The organism is Polynucleobacter sp. MWH-UH24A (assembly GCF_018687475.1).
In the GTDB taxonomy this organism is placed as follows: Bacteria; Pseudomonadota; Gammaproteobacteria; order Burkholderiales; family Burkholderiaceae; genus Polynucleobacter.
Map to the genome: position 1 here is coordinate 1,557,815 of NZ_CP061292.1, position 19,211 is coordinate 1,577,025.

The following is a 19,211-nucleotide window of genomic DNA, read 5'->3' on the forward strand; positions in this document are numbered from 1 at the left end:
ACATCGTAATGATTTATTGGGAGAAGTGGAATTGCAGTACCAAGTAGAACTAAAAAAGAGTGGCAGAACATTCGTGGTGGAAGAGGATGAGACTGTGCTGGAAGCGGCCATCCGCCAGGGCGTTCAACTACCCTATGGCTGCAAAAATGGTGCATGCGGATCATGTAAAGGCAAGGTTCTCGAAGGTCGAGTTGAGCATGGCGATCACAGTCAAAGTGCCCTAAGCACCCTTGATGAAACCGCAGGGGCAAGCCTTTTATGCTGTGCCCACCCTCAATCCAATCTACTCATTGATGTTCGCGAAATTCATGGTGGAGGGGATATTCCTGTTCGCAAGGTGCCATGCCGGATTCAGACCATGACTTACCCAAGTGACGATGTTGCGATTCTTGAACTGCAACTACCGGCCAGTGAGCGTTTTCAGTTTTTAGCTGGTCAGTATTTGGAGTTTTTACTCAAAGACAACAAGCGTCGTGCGTATTCGATTGCCAGCGCCCCACATCAAGAAGGTCCGATTGAGTTACACATTCGCCATCTACCAGGGGGCCTCTTTACCGACCCCTTGTTTGGTCAAGCCGCAGATGGCAAATCAGTGAAAGAAAAGGATATCTTGCGTTTTGAAGGCCCTCAAGGAAGTTTTTTCTTACGTGAGGACACTCAGAAACCGATTATTTTCTTAGCATCCGGGACGGGCTTTGCGCCGATCAAATCCATTCTGCTACATATGCGTGAAAAGAAAATTGATCGTGAGGTCTATTTCTACTGGGGTGGGCGACGCCACAAAGATCTCTACATGGATGCTCTTTGCCAGGAGTTTGCGAGTACGATTCCTCGTTTTCATTACATCCCCGTTGTTTCTGAAGCGTTACCAGAAGATCATTGGGCTGGCCGGACGGGCTTTGTACATCGTGCTGTGATGGAAGATTTTCCGGATCTGAGTGCATTTCAGGTCTACGCGTGTGGTGCCCCCATTGTGATTGCGTCGGCCCAAACTGACTTTATAAAACAATGTGGACTGCCCGAGGATGAGTTTTATGCGGACTCATTCACTAGCGAAGCTGATCTGGCACACGCCTAATTCCATGATCTTTGGACTGAATTCCCTTTTTACACCGATCTTTTGTATGATTGGGGTATGAATCAACTTTCAGATCCTCGTCCTGTTGACGCCCATTCGGTGATGTATATCACCAAGCGGCCTGACATCATCATGATGGAAGGCAAAGGCTCGTGGTTGGTTGATCAAAATGGTAAGCGCTACTTGGATTTTCTCCAAGGATGGGCAGTAAATTGCCTAGGACACTGCAATCCTGGAATTATTACAGCGCTTCATGTGCAATCCCAAAAATTGATTAACCCCAGTCCTGCGTTCTATAACGAACCCATGATTCGGCTATCTGATTTACTGACCAGCCATAGTTGCTTTAATAAGGTATTTTTTGCCAACAGTGGAGCAGAGGCTAATGAAGGTGCCATCAAGCTCGCCAGAAAATGGGGCCAGATCCACAAAGGCGGTGCCTATGAAATTATCACTTTTGATCATAGTTTTCATGGACGGACTTTAGCAACCATGAGCGCATCGGGTAAGCCTGGCTGGGATACCCTATTTGCCCCCCAGGTACCAGGTTTTCCTAAGGCTGATCTAAACGATATTGAATCGGTGAAGCGCTGCATCACCGATAAAACGGTTGCCGTCATGTTAGAACCAGTCCAAGGTGAAGGTGGCGTCATTCCTGCCGATGATGCCTTCATGAAAGCGCTACGCCAACTAACTAAAGAACGTAATCTGTTGCTCATCGTTGATGAAGTGCAGGCTGGTTTTGGTAGAACCGGTAAATTATTTGCCTACCAACATTTTGGAATTAAGCCTGACATCATGACGCTTGGTAAAGGCATTGGTGGTGGCGTTCCTCTTGCAGCTCTTTTATGCACGGATGCGGTAGCGTGTTTTGTACCCGGCGATCAAGGGGGCACCTACAATGGCAATGCTTTAATGACCGCCGTAGGAATTAGTGTCATTGAGCAACTCATGGCTCCTGGGTTTTTGGACTCGGTGATTGAAAAAGGAAGACTCTTACAAAGTGAGTTGCTTAAACTGTGCTCTGAATTTGGTTTACAAGGTGAGCGTGGCAAAGGTCTACTTCGGGCACTGATGCTTGGACGGGATATTGGTGCGTCTTTGGTTGAGCTAGCAAGAGAGCACGAACCTCAAGGTTTGTTGATCAATTCACCAAAACCCGATCTATTGCGCTTTATGCCTGCACTCAATGTCACCGAAGAGGAAATCCTGACGATGTGCACTACCCTAAGAGTTTTACTTAAAAAGCTAAGTTAAGTCGCACTCGTTTTCACATCAACGCCCAAATACGCTTCGCGTACTCGATCGTCGTTTAATAATTCGTTCGCCGTGCCCGATAGGGTGATTACCCCACTTTCCAAGACATACGCACGATCTGCCATGGATAAGGCCAAACGGGCATTTTGCTCGACAAGCAAAATCGTCATGCCGTGTTGATTAAGATTTTGAATCACTCCAAAAATAGTCTCGACCATGAGTGGTGCCAAGCCCATGGAGGGCTCATCCAACAACAGAAGTTTTGGCCTAGCCATCATGGCCCGAGCGATTGCCACCATTTGTTGCTCTCCACCAGATAGAGTGCCAGCCAGTTGGGATAAGCGCTCACGCAGACGTGGAAAAGTTTCAAGCACCACTTCAAGGTCATGATCAATACTCTTCGCAGAGTGAGAACCTTGGCGGATGTATGCTCCCATTTGTAGATTTTCTAAAATGGTCATCCTGGCAAATACACCCCGGCCTTCTGGCACCAATCCAACCCCAAGCTCAGCTAACTCATACGCTGGCTGACCTCCAATTGCGCTTCCTAAAAAATGGATGGATCCAGAACTGGGTTTCAAAAGACCAGCAATGACTTTCAGTGTCGTTGTTTTGCCAGCACCATTCGCACCGATCAAGGTCACTAACTCTCCAGAGTTGATATAAAAATCAATCCCCTTCACGGCAGCAATACCGCCATACGACAATTTCAGATTCCTGACCTCTAAAAGATGTGCAGCACTCATGCGACTGCTCCGCCCAAATAAGCCCGAATCACTTCAGGATGCCTACGAACCTCATTGGGCAACCCATCAGCAATGACTTTGCCATAATCAAGCACGGTTAAGTAATCGCAAATACTCATCACAAGATGCACATCGTGCTCAATGAGTAATACGGTTTTGCCATCCTCACGAATTTTTAAAATTAGCTCTTTTAATTCCAACTTTTCACTTGCATTCATACCGGCAGCAGGTTCATCAAGAGCTAACAAAATGGGTTCGGTGGCCAATGCGCGAGCAATTTCAAGGCGTCGTTGGTACCCATAGGATAAATTTTTAGCCTTATGCTGTGTGTAGTCTTGTAAGCCAACATACTCAAGAAAAGCAAGCGATTTTTCGCGGATCTCACGTTCTTCGCGTCGATTCGATTGCGTACCTAAAATGGCGCCCAATACACCAATCGACGAGCGGCAATCGCAGCCCACCATAACATTCTCCAATGCGGTCATCTCTTTAAATAAACGAATGTTTTGGAAGGTTCTGGCAATACCAGCTTGGGTGACCTGAGAGACCGAATCAGGGGAATACGGACGGCCCTGTAGTTCAAACCGACCCCGATCAGCTGGGTATAAGCCAGTAATGACATTAAAGAAAGTGGTCTTACCAGCACCGTTAGGACCAATGAGTCCTGCAATCGTCCCGGTACGGACGCGAAGACCGACATCATCAAGCGCTTGGATGCCTCCAAAGCGTTTTGATACTCCGGAAATTTTTAAGAGATCGCTCATCCGTGTGCTGCTTTCAGAGCATCCGGTTTTTGCCAAATGCCATTAGGTCGGTACAGCATGATGAGGATTAGTGCCAAGCCATAGAGTAGTTGACGAATAATTTCAGTATCAACAAGGACCGATCCAAAGACAAACTGCTGAATGGGGGCTGCAATACTGCGTAATAGCTCAGGAAAAACCGCTAGCAAGATCGCCCCAAGAATCACGCCAGGGATATGACCCATCCCACCCATAACAACCATCGCTAGAACCACAATGGATTCCCATAAGGTAAACGACTCTGGCGATACAAAGCCCTGAAAGGCAGCAAACAATACTCCTGCGGCACCAGCAAAACTTGCGCCAATTGCAAATGCAAGCAACTTCATATTACGGGTCTCAATCCCCATCGCCTCAGCGGCCACCTCATCCTCACGGATTGCTACCCATGCACGGCCAATTCGGGAATGCTCTAAACGCGAACAGACAATCGCAACCAGAACGGCGAGGATTAAGAAAAAATAGAAGAGTAAGTACAGAGAAGGGATCTGAAGACCCCAGATACTAATTGGCTTTGAGAGATTGATACCAAAGAGCTCGATTGGATGAATGCTGCCAATCCCTTTAGGCCCATTCGTGAGGTTAAGGGGGCGATCTAAATTATTTAAAAAAATCCGAATAATCTCCCCAAACCCTAGGGTCACAATTGCTAAATAATCGCCCCGTAACTTAAGAGTCGGAAATCCGAGCAGCACTCCGAATATCGCAGCCAAGACAAAGGAGATGATGAGCGCGCCCCACAGTGGGAAATGAAGGCCCGTAGGAAAAATAGCGGCAATCGCAGGAAATTGGGTGGTGAGATGGGGTGAGGCGAGTAAGGCATAACTATATGCACCTACGGCATAAAAAGCGATGTAACCCAAATCCAGTAACCCAGCAAAACCGATCACCACATTAAGGCCTAATGCAAGAACGATATAAAGCAACGCGAAGTCTAAAACCCGTACCCAATAGTTGCCACCGATCGAACCGACGATCCATGGAAGAGCCAATAATACGATCGCGCTTACGATCCAAAATCGTTGTCGGTCGCGTTGGGACGCTTGATGAAAAAGTTGCTTAAGCACGATCAGAGACCCGCTCGCCCAATAAACCCCGTGGTCTAAACACCAAGACCAAGATTAGGACCATAAAAGCAAAGATATCTTGATAGTTGGATCCCAATAGACCACCGGTCCAATCGCTGATGTATCCAGCCCCAATCGCCTCAATCAAACCAAGCAACAGTCCGCCCAACATCGCCCCTTGAATATTGCCAATCCCTCCTAATACTGCCGCAGTGAACGCTTTTAATCCTGGAATAAATCCCATCGAGAAATGGACATTACCGTAGTTAGTGGCCATCATGATGCCGGCTAGGGCAGCAAGCGCACCACCCAACATAAACGTGATGGAAATCACCCGATTGGGATTAACGCCCATTAACGCAGCTACATTTGGCTGCTCGGCAGTTGCGCGCATTGCCCGCCCGAGTTTGGTTTTTTGCACAATCAGAAGTAATAAAGCCATTACCGAAAAGGATGTAGCAATAATCACGATTTCTTTCCCCGTGATCGTTGCTCCAGAACCAAAGAGATCGATCGGTGTTGAAGGTAATAGCTGTGGATAGGTCATGGGATTGCGCGACCAAATGATCATTGCCAAGGTCTGTAATAAAACAGAAACACCAATTGCAGAAATTAATGGTGCCAAGCGGGGTGCATGACGCAAAGGACGATAAGCAAAACGCTCGATTAAATAGCTCACCGATGCACACACCCCCATGGTCATCAATAAAACTAGAACCAATAGCACCCATGGTGGCAAACCGAGTGGTAATTGAGTAATGAGTGTAATCAAGGTGAGCGACACCATGGCTCCGATCATGAGAACTTCGCCATGGGCAAAATTAATGATTCCTAAAATACCGTAGACCATGGTGTAGCCTAATGCAATGAGAGCATAAATGCTGCCCAGCACTAGGCCGTTCAAAATCTGCTGCAGCAGAATATCCATCGACAATTTGTCAATAAAAAAGCACCGCGCTGGGTGCTTTTTAGATTACTGAATCTTAATAATTTCTAGGACAGACTTCGTTTTATCTTTGTAATCGTACAACGTGATCACACTCTCTTTGAGGTCACCCTTGCCATCAAAAGCAATATTACCAATCAAACCCTTCATTTGCGTTTGTGGCATAACGGCCAAGATCTTTGCGGGCTCAACTGAATTTGCACGCTTCATCGCATCCACAATCACATAAACGGCATCATAGGAGAATGGGGCATAGATATCCACATCGATATTGAAGCGATCTTTGTATTTTTTCTGGAACTCTGGACCTGCTTCCATTTTTACGAGAGACATAGCCGCTTCCGAGCAAACCACGTTGTTAATGGCGTCGCCAGCTAGCTCAGCCAATTTGTCGGTACAAATTCCATCGCCACCCACAATCTTGGCTTTAATGCCCAACTCCTTTGCTTGCTTGGCCAAGGGGCCACCCGTTGCATCCATTCCACCGTACATAATTACATCGGGCTTACCAGCTTTTACCTTGGTGAGAATGGCTTTAAAGTCGGTTGCCTTGTCATTGGTTGCTTCGCGTGGCAATACCTTAATGCCAGCTGCTTTTACGGTTTTCTCAAACTCATCTGCGAGGCCTTTGCCGTACTGGGTCGAGTCATCAATAATCGCGACCACTTTGGCTTTTAAATTCTTAGCCACATAATCGGCTAACGCTGGGCCCTGTTGCGCATCGGTGGCCACTAAGCGAAAAGCGGTTTTGAAGCCCTGCTTGGTGTATTCGGGATTGGTTGCCGATGGAGAAACTTGGGTGATGCCAGCATCATGGTAAATCTTCGAAGCCGGGATCGTCGTCCCCGAATTTAAGTGGCCGACGACTGCCACAACTTTTGCATCCACTAACTTTTGCGCAACTTGAGTGGCAGTCTTCGGGTCTGCTGCATCATCCTCTGGAACTAACTTGAGCACCACCTTCTTGCCGTTGATGGTTAATCCTGCCTTGTTAATTTCCTCGACCGCCAAAACAGCGCCATTCTCATTTTGCTTACCCATGTGCGCAATCGACCCAGTGAGTGGCGCTACATGTCCGATCTTCACTTCGCCATCGTTGGCCTTACCTCCACAAGCTACCAACAATCCCAATGTGGCGACTGACAGTACGCTATATGAAAACATTCTTTGATATGGTTTCATTGGCAAATCCTCCAAGTTAAATAGTAATAAGAATCAAACAGGATGCGTTAGATTTTTTGGTAAAGAAAAGGTTACATCTTCCACAACACCGTCTAAAGATCGAATCTGCCGTGGACCAAACTCTTGAATGCGAGCCACAATTGCTTGAGCAAGAGTCTCTGGCGCCGATGCGCCTGCTGTTAAGCCAACTCGTTTCTTGCCGTCAAACCATTCGGGTCGCAGCTGTTCCGGGGCATCCACCATGTAGGCTGGTACGCCTAATTTTTCAGCCAATTCACGCAGACGATTAGAGTTCGAGCTCGCCTGACTTCCGACGACAATCACCAATTGAACTTGAGGTGCCATAAATTTCACGGCATCTTGTCGATTTTGAGTGGCATAGCAAATGTCTTGCTTCTTCGGTTGAATAATTTTGGGGAATTTTTTAGTGAGCGCATTCACAATTTCTTTGGTTTCATCGACCGAAAGGGTGGTTTGGGTCACAAACGCCAAACGCTCATCAGCAGAAAAATTAAGCTTTTCTACATCCGTTAGGTTTTCAATCAAAACAATACCGCTATCAACCTGCCCCATTGTCCCCTCAACTTCTGGGTGGCCAGCATGACCAATCATGAATACCGTAAATCCATCCTTACAGAGCTTCACCACTTCAACGTGCACTTTTGTCACCAAAGGACAAGTAGCGTCATACACTTGCAAGCCTCGCTCTGCAGCATCTTGGCGAACCTGCTGCGAAACTCCGTGAGCACTATAGATCACAATCGCCCCACGTGGAATATCCTCAATATCATCGACGAAAATAGCGCCCTTGGCGCGGAGCTCATCAACAACATATTTGTTATGAACAATTTCGTGTCGAACATAAATCGGTGCACCAAAGCGAGTAAGAGCCTCATTCACGATATTGATGGCTCGATCGACACCCGCACAAAATCCCCTGGGCTGCGCCAACAGGATTTCATCGGTTTCCGACGGTAATGGATTACTTTGCATGGATCTTCATTACAAAATGGCAATAATTTCCGCTTCAAAACTTAACTGCTTTCCCGCTAAAGGGTGGTTGAAATCAAACCAGGCGCCCTCTTCATTGATCGATTGCAACACACCTGCATATTGTGCACCGCTAGGTGCATTAAATTCAATCATATCGCCCGGAGCAAACTCGGGGACCTCATCGGTATTGGCCAATAAAACATCCATACCAACCCACTGGATGAGTTCTGGTTTGTGTTCCCCAAACGCGTCTTTTGGACTTAAAACGGCCGAGCGCTTTTCGCCAACCTTCGCCCCTAATAAAACCTTTTCAAAACAGGGGGCAAATTGACCCGATCCCAATTGCATCGTCGCCGGCCGATCATCAAAGGTATTGATGTAATCCTCCCCGCCCGGGAGGGTCAGTCGATAGTTGATGGTCAAAAACGAATCGGAGGAAACAGTGGGCTCACTCATGCTGCCATTGTAGCGAGAGAGGCCCAATATCACCCGATCTCTCAGTGGCCAAAAGCACAACAGCCCCGGGAGAAACTGACTCGCCAGGGCGCTGCCTCCCTATCGGACGCCGAACTCCTTGCAATCTTTCTGCGCTCCGGTGTGAAAGGGAAAAGTGCTGTTTCATTAGCCCAAGATCTCCTGAGTCAATTTGGGGGGATGCAAGGTCTTATGAATGCGCCGGTGGCCGAAATTTACCAGTGCTATGGAATGGGACCCTCCAAATGGGCCCAAATTAAGGCGGCCTATGAACTGGTCAAACGTTGTCTTCATGAAAGCCTCTCTCAGCAAGCCATCTTCTCATCCTCAACCCAAGTCAGGGAGTTTTTGCAAACCAGGATTGCCAGACTGGAACACGAGGTCTTTCTTTGCCTCTACTTGGATAACAGCAACCGTCTAATTGAGTGCCAGGAGCTCTTTCGGGGATCAATCGATCACACCGCAATTTACCCCCGAGAAATTATTAAAGAATGCCTTAATCGAAATGCCAGCGCCTTAGTGGTTGCTCATAACCACCCCGGTGGCAACCCGCTTCCCAGCCCAAATGATGAAGCCATAACCCAAGAACTGATCCAAGCGCTGCAATGGGTCAATATTGCCCTCCTCGACCACTGCATAGTGGCAAAACATGGTTTTTTCTCATTTGCCGACGCAGGCCTGCTGGAAATAACATCCAATGAGAGTAATTACTAACTTTTTTAGATATTTCCCACCCTATTTTGCCCAAACCCTAGCGCCAAAGGGCAGATGCCTGCTACAATCGTTGTTTTTCGTAATGAAGGAGTGTGTCATGGCAAAAGTTTGCCAAGTCACTGGGAAAAAGCCGATGGTCGGCAACAATGTTTCCCATGCAAACAACAAAACAAAGCGTCGTTTTTTGCCTAATTTGCAAAATCGCCGATTCTGGGTCGAGTCCGAAAATCGTTGGGTTAGCTTACGCTTAACCAATGCTGGACTTCGTTTAATTGATAAGAATGGTATTGACTCTGTTTTGGCAGATCTTCGTGCCCGCGGACAAGTTTAAGGACTGAGTAATGGCTAAAGGCGCACGCGAGAAAATCAAGTTAGAGTCGACCGCTGGTACTGGTCACTTCTACACGACCACTAAAAATAAACGAACCAAGCCCGAGAAAATGGAAATCATGAAATTTGATCCAAAAGCTCGCAAGCATGTGGCTTATAAAGAAACTAAGATTAAGTAAACGTCTTTGTATCTAACTGAAAACCCGCTTATTAGCGGGTTTTTTATTAGGCCGGATTCGAATACCGTCGAAGACGCAGTGAAAACTCTTTAAGGGAGTGTGGGCCAGTCTCTTCGGCCCGATTGCACCATGAGCGCAGCTGGCCGAGTAATTGCTCACGAGTAGCGTTAGAGCGCCCCCAGATTGCATGCAATTCACGACGCATCTCAATCATCTTGCGTAATTGAGAGTTCGTTTTCATGAGCCCCTCAAGTTTTTCTTTCTCAAGTGCCGTTAATTTGGACTCATCTTTATAGAGCCAGTCACGAGCATCTTTAAGATGGGATGCAAATTCTTGCATATGCTGAAACTCATTGGCAATGCAGCGCTTGAGCGTTTTACTGTAGCGCGCCATGATCTCATAACGATTAGCAATAATTGCCTCTAAGGTTTTATCATCGGCGGGACGCACTTCGGAGAGGATGGGCTTGGGTGGAACCTTCTTCACCTTGGCCAAACCCAGTGAGCGCAAAGCGCAAATATAAGCCCAGCCAATATCAAACTCGTACCATTTGTTCGATAACTTGGCGCTCGTTGCATAGGTATGGTGGTTGTTATGAAGCTCTTCTCCACCAATCAAAATACCCCAAGGCGTAATATTGGTTGAGGCATCTTCACAATCGTAGTTTCGATATCCCCAGTAGTGACCAATTCCATTGATCACACCCGCGGCAGTAATCGGAATCCACAACATTTGCACAGCCCACACGGTTGCGCCAATAGCACCAAATAAGAAGAGATCGATGATGAGCATCAGGCCAACGCCTTGCCAGGTAAAACGTGAATAGAGCTTATGTTCAATCCAGTCATCTGGTGTTCCGTGACCAAATTTTTCTAAGGTTTCTTTCTTTGCGGCTTCCACCTTATAAAGCTCCGCACCGCGCAAGAGAACAGTATCAATTCCTAAAACTTGTGGGCTATGCGGATCTTCAACAGACTCACACTTTGCATGATGCTTGCGGTGAACGGAGGCCCACTCCTTGGTTACCATCCCAGTGGTCAACCACAGCCAAAACCGGAAAAAATGGGAGGGAATGGCATGGAGATCGAGCGCTCGATGCGCCTGACAACGGTGTAAAAAAATCGTAACACTAGCAATCGTAATGTGGGTCATGACCAAGGTAAAGATCACGATCTGCCACCAAGCCCAGTCCAAATAACCGTGGGCCAACCACTGAATCAATCCATCGTGCAAACTAGAAATGGTGCTTATCTCCAAACAAATCTCCCTCTTTAACTGCGATCATGCATCTATCTCCGTATTTTAAGGCTTTCGCTGCATAATTGCCCCAAAAAATCCGTCGGTTCCATGCTTTGAGGGAAAAAGTTGCCACCAAGGCTTATCGTTGCAGGTGCCGATCGGAATTCCATCATGTAAAAAATGATGGCCTAGGGCCTCCTTGGCGGATAAAAGGACAATATCGGGGTGTTTTTCTAGAAAAAGGTTTACAAGTTCTTGATTTTCTTGATCTAAAAGACTGCAGGTGGCATAAACCAGGCGACCACCTGGCTTCAGTAAGCGCGCCGCTGATTCCAAAATGGCTAGTTGGGTAGGGGCTAATTTAGCGATCTCAGCGGGTGTCTGGCGCCACTTTAGGTCAGGATTGCGTCGCAAGGTCCCCAAACCACTGCAGGGGGCATCAACTAGAACGCGGTCAATTTTTCCGGCAAGGCGCTTAATTCTGGGGTCTTTCTCACTATCGATCCACATGGGGTGCACATTGGATAAACCACTGCGGGCTAGGCGCGGTTTTAAGTTCGCCAAGCGCCTCTCAGAGGTGTCAAATGCGTACAGACGTCCGGTATTACGCATCATGGCGCCCAAGGCCAAGGTCTTGCCACCGGCCCCGGCACAAAAATCAACCACCATCTCACCGCGCTTTGGATCTAATAGGTGGCATAGGATTTGGCTACCCTCATCCTGAACCTCAAACAAGCCGTCCTTCATCCAGCTCGAACTTTGTAAAGCAGGCTTTCCAAAAATACGAATTCCCTCTTGAGAGTAAGGCGTAGGATGCGCCTCAAAGCGACTTGCACTTTGATTCATTTGCATTAGTAATTGATCGCGTGAGGTCTTTAATGTATTCACGCGCAAATCCAATGGTGCCGGTTTCATGAGAGACTCTGCCAGGCGACTACCCTCTTCCTCGCCAAGAGATCGTACCAAGGTATCCCAAAGCCATTCCGGTAAGTTATGTTTGACCAATCGCCCTAATGCATCGCGATCGACTTGACCAAAACGACTCAGCCATTCGTACTCTTCTTTTTGCACAACAAAGGCTAAATCTGCAAGTGCACTTTCTAGTCGATTTGCGGAACCAAGCCCCCCTTCGGATAAGGCTGAAACAAGGCCCAGCAAGGCCAAGCGTCGAGCTAACGAGCCAGAGCCACTGGCCGCAAATTGAGAAAACTCCTGTTTACGACGTAATACTGAAAAGGCCGCTTCGGCAATTAAGGCGCGATCCCGATTACCCAATTTCGGATGGGCCCGAAAGTAACGACTGACAACACGATCGGCTGGTTGATCAAACTGCAATAACTCAGGCAGTAATTGTTCAAGATGGAAAACATGCTGAGGCAGTGCCTTTGCATGAGAGTAATTCTTTTGTCCCTGTGGATTAATCAGCACAGGCGCTTTCGCATCCTTACTTTTCGCATACTGCTTTTCTCTAGTAATCCGCTTTGAAGCAGTTGGGGAGGATCGCGTCATGAAGCTGCCGTTCTTATGGAAAAGGAATGTACTGTAACTCAGGCGGATCAACCCTCACACGATTACCGGTGATTTGCAAACGTCCCTGAATAAACCATTCAACTGCTAATGGATAGATTTGATGCTCCGTCTTTAAAACACGTGCCGCTAATTCGCTTGGTGTATCAGTGGGTAGAACGGGAACTTCACTTTGACAAATAATGGGGCCCTCATCCACGCCGGCACTAACAAAGTGAACGGTGGCACCATGGACCCGATCCCCAGCTTCCAAGGCTCTTTCATGGGTATGCAAGCCAGGAAAGCGTGGCAACAATGAGGGGTGAATATTCATCATGCGTCCCTCATAATGTTCAATCAGGCCTGGGGTTAGAATTCTCATGAAACCAGCCAGAACAACGAGATCGGCGCTAAAGGCATCAATTTGTTGCATGAGCGCCCGATCAAATGCCTCCCGACTTGGGTAAGCCCGGTGATCAATCACTGCGGTAGGAATACCAACTGACTTTGCAAATACGAGTCCCTTGGCCTCGGGCTGATTCGCAATTAAGCCCGTAAATCGCACATCCCAGGATTTAGTTTGAGCGGCCTTATAAATTGCCTCGAAATTAGAGCCACGTCCTGAAATTAAAGAAACGATTGAATGCATGACCAACAATATAATTCAAGGCTAGCCTGAAAGCGAACTGTGAAGGTATTTCGAAGACTTAAGCCCACCGCAACCCAGGCCCCATGCGCCCTAACCATTGGAAACTTCGATGGCGTGCATCGCGGCCACCAAGCCTTACTCCACAAGTTGGTTGAGGGTGCACACACTCGTCATTTGAATTCTTGCGTCCTAACCTTTGAACCTCACCCGCGAGAGTTTTTTTCGCCACACGATGCACCACCCCGAATTCAAAACATTCGTGACAAATTAATGGCCTTAAAGCAATACGAAGTCGATACGATTGCGATTGAAGAATTTAATCAAGCCTTCTCCCAACTCAGTCCCACTGAGTTTGTGCAAGAGATATTAATTCGAAAACTAAATACCAAATGGTTACTGATTGGCGATGACTTTTGCTATGGCGCCAAACGCGCAGGTAATTTTGAGAGCTTGGTTGCCGCTGGCAAACAGTTTGGTTTTGAGGTCAGTCGCATCCCTAGCGTTCTCGAAACTGAAGAACGTATCTCGTCTTCGCTTCTTCGACAAGCCCTTGAGCATGGCGATATGAAGCGCGCAGAGCAACTGCTCGGTCGCCCCTTTTCAATTTCGGGTCACGTCTTGTATGGCAAACAATTAGGGCGCACACTTGGATTCCCCACCTTAAATTTAGCCGTTTGCACACGTTACCCAAAAGGCAAGCCCGTAACCAGCGGAATTTTTGTTAGTCAGGTACATGGCTTGGGTAACCAACCCTTACCTGCTGTCTCGAGTCTGGGGGTGCGGCCCTCCGTCGAGAGTAGCGGCCAAGTTCTTTTAGAGACTCATGTCTTTGATTTCAACCAATCCGTCTATGGGCAAGTGGTTTGCGTAGAATTACTAGCTCGACTGCATGAAGAACGAAAATACCCTGATCTAATCACCCTACAAGCTGCTATTCAAGATGATGCCCAAAAGGCTCGTCAATACTTTCTAAAGAAAAATCTGTATGTCTGATAAATCCTCAAACTACCCGGTCAATTTACTCGAGACCAGCTTTCCGATGCGCGGCGATTTGCCAAAACGGGAACCAAAATGGGTGGAAGAGTGGCAACGCAATAAGGTCTATGAAGCAATACGCAAAGCTCATGCAGGCCAACCAAGTTTTATCTTGCACGACGGCCCTCCCTATGCGAATGGCGATATTCATATTGGGCATGCAGTCAATAAAATTCTCAAAGATATGATCGTCAAGTCCCGCTGGTTAATGGGCTTTAACGCCGTCTATGTGCCAGGCTGGGATTGCCATGGCATGCCTATTGAGATTCAGATTGAAAAACAATTTGGCAAAAACTTACCCACCGCTGAGGTGCAAGCCAAAGCCCGCGAATATGCACAGGCTCAAGTTGCCAAACAAAAGAAAGATTTTCAGCGCTTGGGCGTCCTTGGGGAATGGGATCAACCTTACCTGACTATGGATTTTCAGAATGAAGCGGACGAGATTCGAGCGCTTGGTGAGATCTGGAAAAAGGGGTATGTCTTTCGTGGATTGAAACCGGTGAACTGGTGCTTTGATTGCGGCTCCGCCCTAGCCGAAGCGGAAGTAGAGTATCAAGACAAAACGGATCCTGCTGTTGATGTTGGTTTTGCCTTTGATTCCAATCAGAATGCGAAACTTGCCAATACATTCGGCCTCAAACAACTACCCATCAAACCAGGGATGGCTGTGATTTGGACCACCACCCCATGGACCTTACCAGCGAATCAGGCCTTAAACGTTCATCCCGATCTCGAGTACGCACTAGTTGAAACTGACCAACGCTTGCTATTACTAGCCAAAGATCGTGTGAAGGATTGCTTAGAGCAATATGGTTTAGAGGGAAAGGTTTTAGCAAGTTGTAAAGGGAAGGCGCTTGAGGGTATTTCCTTTTGGCATCCGTTGGCGAATTTAGACTCTAGATACAAACGCTTAGCGCCAATTTATTGCGCCGATTACGTCACACTTGATACCGGAACTGGCTTAGTGCATTGCGCTCCAGCGTATGGTGAGGATGACTTTAAGTCTTGCAAAACTCATGGCTTAGCCGATCAAGACATTATTAATCCGGTGATGGGCGATGGTGTCTATGCTTCATCTCTGCCCCTCTTTGCTGGACAGCATATTTGGAAAGCGAACCCAAATATTGTCAAAGCGCTTGATGAGGCTGGCAGCCTTTTGAAGAATAAATCCTATACGCACTCCTACATGCATTGCTGGCGACACAAGACACCAATTGTCTACCGTGCAACCTCGCAATGGTTTGCCAGCATGGATAAGAAGCCCGCCAGCGAGAAAGCCTCGCTTCGTGAAACCGCCTTGGCAGGCGTGGAGAGTACGCATTTCTATCCAGCTTGGGGTAAGCAACGCTTACACAGCATGATCGCCAACCGTCCCGATTGGACACTTTCACGTCAACGCCAATGGGGTGTGCCCATGGCCTTTTTGATTCACAAAGAAACGGGTGAGCCCCACCCGCGCACACCAGAATTGCTTGAGCAAGTCGCTCAATTGGTTGAAAAAAATGGGATTGAAGCTTGGCAGAATTTATCGATTGAAAGTTTGATTGGTGATGAAGCGAGCGACTATGAAAAAAATCGTGACACGCTTGATGTCTGGTTTGACTCAGGTACAACTCATTGGCACGTTATGCGAGGTTCACACCGCAATGCTTTATATCGCCAAGAATCGGAGGGCGCAGAAGGTCGTTGGGCTGATCTTTATTTAGAGGGATCCGATCAACACCGCGGTTGGTTTCATTCATCACTCTTAACGGGCGCCATGCTCGATGGCAAACCCCCGTATCGCGCCCTGTTAACCCATGGGTTTACCGTGGATGGTCAAGGTCGCAAGATGAGTAAATCGGTTGGTAATGTGATTGCTCCTCAAGAAGTAGCTGACAAGCTCGGTGCTGAAATTATTCGCCTGTGGGTTGCCTCTACTGATTACTCGGGCGAGATGTCGATCTCCGACGAGATTTTGAAACGAGTTGTTGAAAGCTATCGACGTATCCGCAACACTTTGCGCTTTCTCTTGGCAAACCTTGCGGATTTTGATCCACAAACAAATCATCTACCGACCTCCGATTGGCTAGAGATTGATCGCTATAGTGTTGCGCTGGCTGCTGACTTACAAAACACGATTGAAGCACACTACCGTGATTATGAATTTCATCCAGCGGTCTCGAAAATATTGGCATTTTGCTCGGAAGATTTAGGGGGCTTTTATTTAGATATCCTGAAAGATCGTCTCTACACCATGCCCGCCAATTCAGTGGGTCGGCGCTCCGCTCAAAATGCCTTATTTCATATTAGCCAACACTTACTCAAGTGGCTATCGCCCTTCCTGAGTTTCACCGCTGAAGAGGCCTGGCAGTGCTATCCACATTTTGCCAAGTCAACCGCTAGCGTATCCATCTTCACCGAGGAATTTGGATCCTTCCCTGAAATAATGGACGCGCAAGCCTTACTTGCTAAATGGCAACGGATTCGCGAAATCCGCTCTGACATTACAAAAGCGATTGAGCTTCAGCGTGAAGCCGGAATCATTGGCTCTTCTTTACAGGCTGAGCTACTAATTCAAGTAAGCGCTGCTGATTTTGAGATGCTGCAATCGATTCTTCCCGATTTACGCTTTGTGACGATTACCTCCAAAGCGGAGATCGCAAAATCCTCCGATGGCAATATTCAGATCACAGTCAAGCCAAGTACCTATCAAAAATGCGCACGTTGCTGGCATCACACGGCAGATGTTGGATCCGATCCAAACCATCCTGACTTATGCGGTCGCTGCAATAGCAATCTGGATGGTGCCGGTGAACTTCGTCAGTATGCATAAATATGAACCAGACTTCATCCCAAGCAAGCTCAAGCAAATGGTATGTACTGCTAGCCCTTGGGGTATTAATTGCTGATCAAATGACTAAGTGGTGGGCTCAAATGAGTCTACCGATGGCTCAGCCAATTAAGGTCACTGATTTTCTGAACTGGTTCTTAATTTATAACCCGGGTGCTGCCTTCTCTTTCTTATCTCAAGCAGGTGGTTGGCAACGGTGGTTTTTCACTGTGATTGGAATTGTTGCCGCCATTGTTATCATTTGGCTCTTGCAAAAAAATATGCATGACCGTCCTTTTTGTCTTGCCCTTTCTCTGATTCTCGGGGGTGCAATTGGGAATGTTCTAGATCGCTTGCTATATGGCGCTGTAGTTGACTTTATTGATGTGCACTATGACGGATGGCACTGGCCAGCCTTCAACATCGCCGATAGTGCGATCTCAATTGGTGCTACATTAATTGTTATCAATGAAATACGACGGGCCATTAAAGACCGCCCCTAGAGTCAAATCGATTTGGAACCCGCGCATGACCTTGTTAGCAAATAAAAAAATTGTCTTAGGAATCTCTGGCGGCATTGCTGCGTATAAATCAGCCGAATTAGTCCGCGCCCTGATTCAAGAAGGTGCCGAGGTTCAGGTTGTGATGTCTGAATCTGCTATGCAATTCATTACACCAGTCACGATGCAAGCACTCAGCGGTAAGCCAGTCTATAGCAGTCAATGGGATGCACGCATTACCAACAATATGGCGCATATTGAACTCTCGCGAGGAGCCGATGCAATTTTGATTGCTCCAGCGAGTGCCGATCTCATGGCAAAACTGTCGCTGGGTTTGGCTGATGATCTTCTAACGACGATGTGCCTAGCGCGCGATTGCCCTCTTTTGATTGCCCCAGCCATGAACCTGCAAATGTGGGGACATCTCGCAACCCAGAGAAGTCTCAAGCGTCTTGAGGACGATGGCGTTATTGTCCTTGGCCCCGGAAGTGGTGACCAGGCCTGCGGTGAAGTGGGTATGGGTCGGATGCTGGAGCCCTCTGAGTTGTGTGAGCAGCTGGTTGCGTTTTTTCAGCCACAAGTTTTAAGTGGAAAACGGGTATTGATTACGGCCGGTCCGACATTTGAAGCCATCGACCCAGTCCGCGGTATTACGAATCGAAGTTCTGGAAAAATGGGATTTGCGATTGCCCAAGCGGCTGTTGAAGCGGGTGCTGAAGTTCACCTGATCGCCGGCCCTTGTGATTTGCCCACTCCTTTGCAGAGCACTGGAAGAATTAAACGAACGAATGTGATCACGGGCGAAGAGATGCATCGCGTCACGCTTGCCTCTGCAAATTGCGATGTATTTTTTGCGGTCGCTGCCGTTGCCGATTGGACGATTGCCAATCGCGCTCCACAGAAGATTAAACGCCAAGGGCAGTCTGGGCTGAATTTAGAGTTTCGTTCGAACCCCGATATCTTGCTCGATATGGCTAAATTAGCCAAGCGTACATCAAGGCCTTACTGTGTTGGCTTTGCTGCTGAAACCGATCGGTTGGGTAAACACTCGAAAGAGAAGCGTATGCGCAAGGGCATCCCCATGATTGTGGGAAATATTGGCCCCGCCACCTTTGGTCTCGATACAAATGAAATCCTCGTAGTGGATGATCAGGGTAGTCAAAACCTTGGGCGTGCTAGCAAACTTGAGCTCGCCAGAAAACTCATTACCATCGTTAGCTCTCGCTTACCTTAATAGGAATATCAATCGTGCAAGTTCTTCAAGTCAAAATTCTCGATGAGCGGATGCGCTCTCAGATGCCAAGCTATGGCACCCCGGGGAGTGCTGGATTGGATTTGCGTGCTTGCATTGATAAAACCATCGAGCTCGCACCAGGTCAAACCGAATTGATTCCAACGGGTCTTGCCATTTACATTGAAGATCCCCGTTACGCTGCAATGATCCTGCCGCGCTCAGGACTTGGTCATAAACATGGGATTGTGTTGGGTAACTTAGTCGGATTAATTGATTCGGATTACCAAGGTCAATTGATGGTGAGCGCTTGGAACCGGGGTTCTGCCGCGTTTCGGTTAGAACCGATGGAACGGTTAGCGCAGCTCGTGATCGTACCGGTTCTCCAAGTCGAACTCAAAGTAGTTTCTGAATTCGAGAGTAGTACTCGGGGTACGGGTGGCTTTGGAAGCACTGGACGCGGATAAAT

The 19,211-nt window shown here is 47.7% G+C and carries 20 protein-coding genes; 10 read left to right on the top strand and 10 right to left on the bottom strand.

The window, feature by feature from the left end; translation table 11 throughout:
- The first annotated feature begins 31 nt into the window (after positions 1 to 31).
- Positions 32 to 1,078 carry a CDP-6-deoxy-delta-3,4-glucoseen reductase gene (locus tag ICV32_RS08135; RefSeq protein WP_215369903.1) on the top strand — a complete coding sequence of 349 codons (1,047 nt, stop codon included), beginning with the start codon at positions 32 to 34 and terminating at the stop codon, positions 1,076 to 1,078.
- A 57-nt stretch (positions 1,079 to 1,135) separates the two neighbouring features.
- Positions 1,136 to 2,335, top strand: coding sequence for an acetylornithine transaminase (locus ICV32_RS08140; RefSeq protein ID WP_215369905.1), 1,200 nt, complete (start codon positions 1,136 to 1,138; stop codon positions 2,333 to 2,335).
- On the opposite strand, the gene ICV32_RS08145 is transcribed toward ICV32_RS08140, so the two are convergent.
- Genes ICV32_RS08145 through ICV32_RS08175 form a run of 7 tightly spaced genes read right to left on the bottom strand, consistent with a single transcriptional unit; the run spans position 2,332 to position 8,528 of the window.
- Positions 2,332 to 3,081, bottom strand: a complete 750-nt coding sequence (locus tag ICV32_RS08145) for an ABC transporter ATP-binding protein (protein ID WP_215369907.1) — start codon at positions 3,079 to 3,081, stop codon at positions 2,332 to 2,334. The genes ICV32_RS08140 and ICV32_RS08145 overlap by 4 nt on opposite strands.
- On the bottom strand, positions 3,078 to 3,845 hold the full coding sequence (locus tag ICV32_RS08150) for an ABC transporter ATP-binding protein (protein WP_215369908.1): 768 nt from the start codon (positions 3,843 to 3,845) through the stop codon (positions 3,078 to 3,080). Before ICV32_RS08150 ends, ICV32_RS08145 begins: the two co-directional genes overlap by 4 nt.
- Positions 3,842 to 4,951 (bottom strand): ABC transporter ATP-binding protein, encoded by a 1,110-nt coding sequence (locus ICV32_RS08155; RefSeq protein WP_215369910.1) that lies wholly within the window; start codon positions 4,949 to 4,951, stop codon positions 3,842 to 3,844. Before ICV32_RS08155 ends, ICV32_RS08150 begins: the two co-directional genes overlap by 4 nt.
- A complete protein-coding gene (locus ICV32_RS08160) occupies positions 4,944 to 5,879 on the bottom strand; it encodes a branched-chain amino acid ABC transporter permease (protein ID WP_215369912.1) in 936 nt (311 codons plus the stop codon). The genes ICV32_RS08155 and ICV32_RS08160 overlap by 8 nt, the downstream gene beginning before the upstream one ends.
- A gap of 45 nt (positions 5,880 to 5,924) precedes the next feature.
- Positions 5,925 to 7,079: a branched-chain amino acid ABC transporter substrate-binding protein gene (locus ICV32_RS08165; RefSeq protein WP_215369914.1), complete on the bottom strand. Its 1,155-nt coding sequence runs from the start codon at positions 7,077 to 7,079 to the stop codon at positions 5,925 to 5,927.
- 33 nt (positions 7,080 to 7,112) lie between these two features.
- The gene (gene ispH / locus ICV32_RS08170) at positions 7,113 to 8,072 is read right to left on the bottom strand and encodes a 4-hydroxy-3-methylbut-2-enyl diphosphate reductase (protein ID WP_215369916.1); all 960 of its coding nucleotides are present in this window, start codon (positions 8,070 to 8,072) and stop codon (positions 7,113 to 7,115) included.
- Positions 8,073 to 8,081: 9 nt separating this feature from the next.
- Positions 8,082 to 8,528, bottom strand: coding sequence for a peptidylprolyl isomerase (locus ICV32_RS08175; RefSeq protein ID WP_215369918.1), 447 nt, complete (start codon positions 8,526 to 8,528; stop codon positions 8,082 to 8,084).
- Here ICV32_RS08175 and radC point away from each other — a divergent pair.
- The 3 genes from radC to rpmG all read left to right on the top strand — a co-directional run bounded on the left by radC (position 8,415) and on the right by rpmG (position 9,769).
- Positions 8,415 to 9,260, top strand: coding sequence for a DNA repair protein RadC (gene radC, locus ICV32_RS08180; RefSeq protein WP_251371839.1), 846 nt, complete (start codon positions 8,415 to 8,417; stop codon positions 9,258 to 9,260). The genes ICV32_RS08175 and radC overlap by 114 nt on opposite strands.
- A gap of 97 nt (positions 9,261 to 9,357) precedes the next feature.
- Positions 9,358 to 9,591, top strand: a complete 234-nt coding sequence (rpmB, locus tag ICV32_RS08185) for a 50S ribosomal protein L28 (RefSeq protein ID WP_108508948.1) — start codon at positions 9,358 to 9,360, stop codon at positions 9,589 to 9,591.
- Positions 9,592 to 9,601: 10 nt separating this feature from the next.
- The gene (gene rpmG / locus ICV32_RS08190; protein WP_108508949.1) at positions 9,602 to 9,769 is read left to right on the top strand and encodes a 50S ribosomal protein L33; all 168 of its coding nucleotides are present in this window, start codon (positions 9,602 to 9,604) and stop codon (positions 9,767 to 9,769) included.
- Positions 9,770 to 9,815: 46 nt separating this feature from the next.
- On the opposite strand, the gene ICV32_RS08195 is transcribed toward rpmG, so the two are convergent.
- From ICV32_RS08195 to purN, 3 genes are all read right to left on the bottom strand, one after another.
- Complete coding sequence (locus tag ICV32_RS08195) at positions 9,816 to 11,003, bottom strand: fatty acid desaturase (protein ID WP_371817078.1); 1,188 nt, start codon at positions 11,001 to 11,003, stop codon at positions 9,816 to 9,818.
- Positions 11,004 to 11,072: 69 nt separating this feature from the next.
- Positions 11,073 to 12,518: an RsmB/NOP family class I SAM-dependent RNA methyltransferase gene (locus ICV32_RS08200; protein WP_215369920.1), complete on the bottom strand. Its 1,446-nt coding sequence runs from the start codon at positions 12,516 to 12,518 to the stop codon at positions 11,073 to 11,075.
- A 13-nt stretch (positions 12,519 to 12,531) separates the two neighbouring features.
- Positions 12,532 to 13,164, bottom strand: a complete 633-nt coding sequence (gene purN, locus ICV32_RS08205) for a phosphoribosylglycinamide formyltransferase (RefSeq protein ID WP_215369922.1) — start codon at positions 13,162 to 13,164, stop codon at positions 12,532 to 12,534.
- A gap of 39 nt (positions 13,165 to 13,203) precedes the next feature.
- Between purN and ICV32_RS08210 the strand changes: the two genes are divergently transcribed.
- The 5 genes from ICV32_RS08210 to dut are packed head-to-tail and all read left to right on the top strand — an operon-like array spanning position 13,204 to position 19,209.
- Positions 13,204 to 14,157: a bifunctional riboflavin kinase/FAD synthetase gene (locus ICV32_RS08210; protein WP_215369924.1), complete on the top strand. Its 954-nt coding sequence runs from the start codon at positions 13,204 to 13,206 to the stop codon at positions 14,155 to 14,157.
- Positions 14,150 to 17,014, top strand: coding sequence for an isoleucine--tRNA ligase (gene ileS, locus ICV32_RS08215; protein ID WP_215369926.1), 2,865 nt, complete (start codon positions 14,150 to 14,152; stop codon positions 17,012 to 17,014). The genes ICV32_RS08210 and ileS overlap by 8 nt, the downstream gene beginning before the upstream one ends.
- Positions 17,015 to 17,016: 2 nt before the next feature.
- A complete protein-coding gene (gene lspA / locus ICV32_RS08220; RefSeq protein ID WP_215369928.1) occupies positions 17,017 to 17,514 on the top strand; it encodes a signal peptidase II in 498 nt (165 codons plus the stop codon).
- Between the two features lie 25 nt (positions 17,515 to 17,539).
- Positions 17,540 to 18,745: a bifunctional phosphopantothenoylcysteine decarboxylase/phosphopantothenate--cysteine ligase CoaBC gene (coaBC, locus tag ICV32_RS08225; RefSeq protein ID WP_215369930.1), complete on the top strand. Its 1,206-nt coding sequence runs from the start codon at positions 17,540 to 17,542 to the stop codon at positions 18,743 to 18,745.
- Positions 18,746 to 18,759: 14 nt separating this feature from the next.
- Positions 18,760 to 19,209: a dUTP diphosphatase gene (gene dut, locus ICV32_RS08230; RefSeq protein ID WP_215369932.1), complete on the top strand. Its 450-nt coding sequence runs from the start codon at positions 18,760 to 18,762 to the stop codon at positions 19,207 to 19,209.
- Positions 19,210 to 19,211: the final 2 nt, after the last annotated feature.

Coding starts and splice junctions, on each gene's coding strand:
- ICV32_RS08140 (WP_215369905.1), top strand. CDS start 1,136: ATGAATCAACTTTCAGATCCTCGTCCTGTTGACGCCCATTCGGTGATG.
- ICV32_RS08145 (WP_215369907.1), bottom strand. CDS start 3,081: ATGAGTGCTGCACATCTTTTAGAGGTCAGGAATCTGAAATTGTCGTAT.
- ICV32_RS08150 (WP_215369908.1), bottom strand. CDS start 3,845: ATGAGCGATCTCTTAAAAATTTCCGGAGTATCAAAACGCTTTGGAGGC.
- ICV32_RS08160 (WP_215369912.1), bottom strand. CDS start 5,879: ATGGATATTCTGCTGCAGCAGATTTTGAACGGCCTAGTGCTGGGCAGC.
- ICV32_RS08165 (WP_215369914.1), bottom strand. CDS start 7,079: ATGAAACCATATCAAAGAATGTTTTCATATAGCGTACTGTCAGTCGCC.
- ispH (WP_215369916.1), bottom strand. CDS start 8,072: ATGCAAAGTAATCCATTACCGTCGGAAACCGATGAAATCCTGTTGGCG.
- ICV32_RS08175 (WP_215369918.1), bottom strand. CDS start 8,528: ATGAGTGAGCCCACTGTTTCCTCCGATTCGTTTTTGACCATCAACTAT.
- rpmB (WP_108508948.1), top strand. CDS start 9,358: ATGGCAAAAGTTTGCCAAGTCACTGGGAAAAAGCCGATGGTCGGCAAC.
- rpmG (WP_108508949.1), top strand. CDS start 9,602: ATGGCTAAAGGCGCACGCGAGAAAATCAAGTTAGAGTCGACCGCTGGT.
- ICV32_RS08200 (WP_215369920.1), bottom strand. CDS start 12,518: ATGACGCGATCCTCCCCAACTGCTTCAAAGCGGATTACTAGAGAAAAG.
- purN (WP_215369922.1), bottom strand. CDS start 13,164: ATGCATTCAATCGTTTCTTTAATTTCAGGACGTGGCTCTAATTTCGAG.
- ileS (WP_215369926.1), top strand. CDS start 14,150: ATGTCTGATAAATCCTCAAACTACCCGGTCAATTTACTCGAGACCAGC.
- lspA (WP_215369928.1), top strand. CDS start 17,017: ATGAACCAGACTTCATCCCAAGCAAGCTCAAGCAAATGGTATGTACTG.
- coaBC (WP_215369930.1), top strand. CDS start 17,540: ATGACCTTGTTAGCAAATAAAAAAATTGTCTTAGGAATCTCTGGCGGC.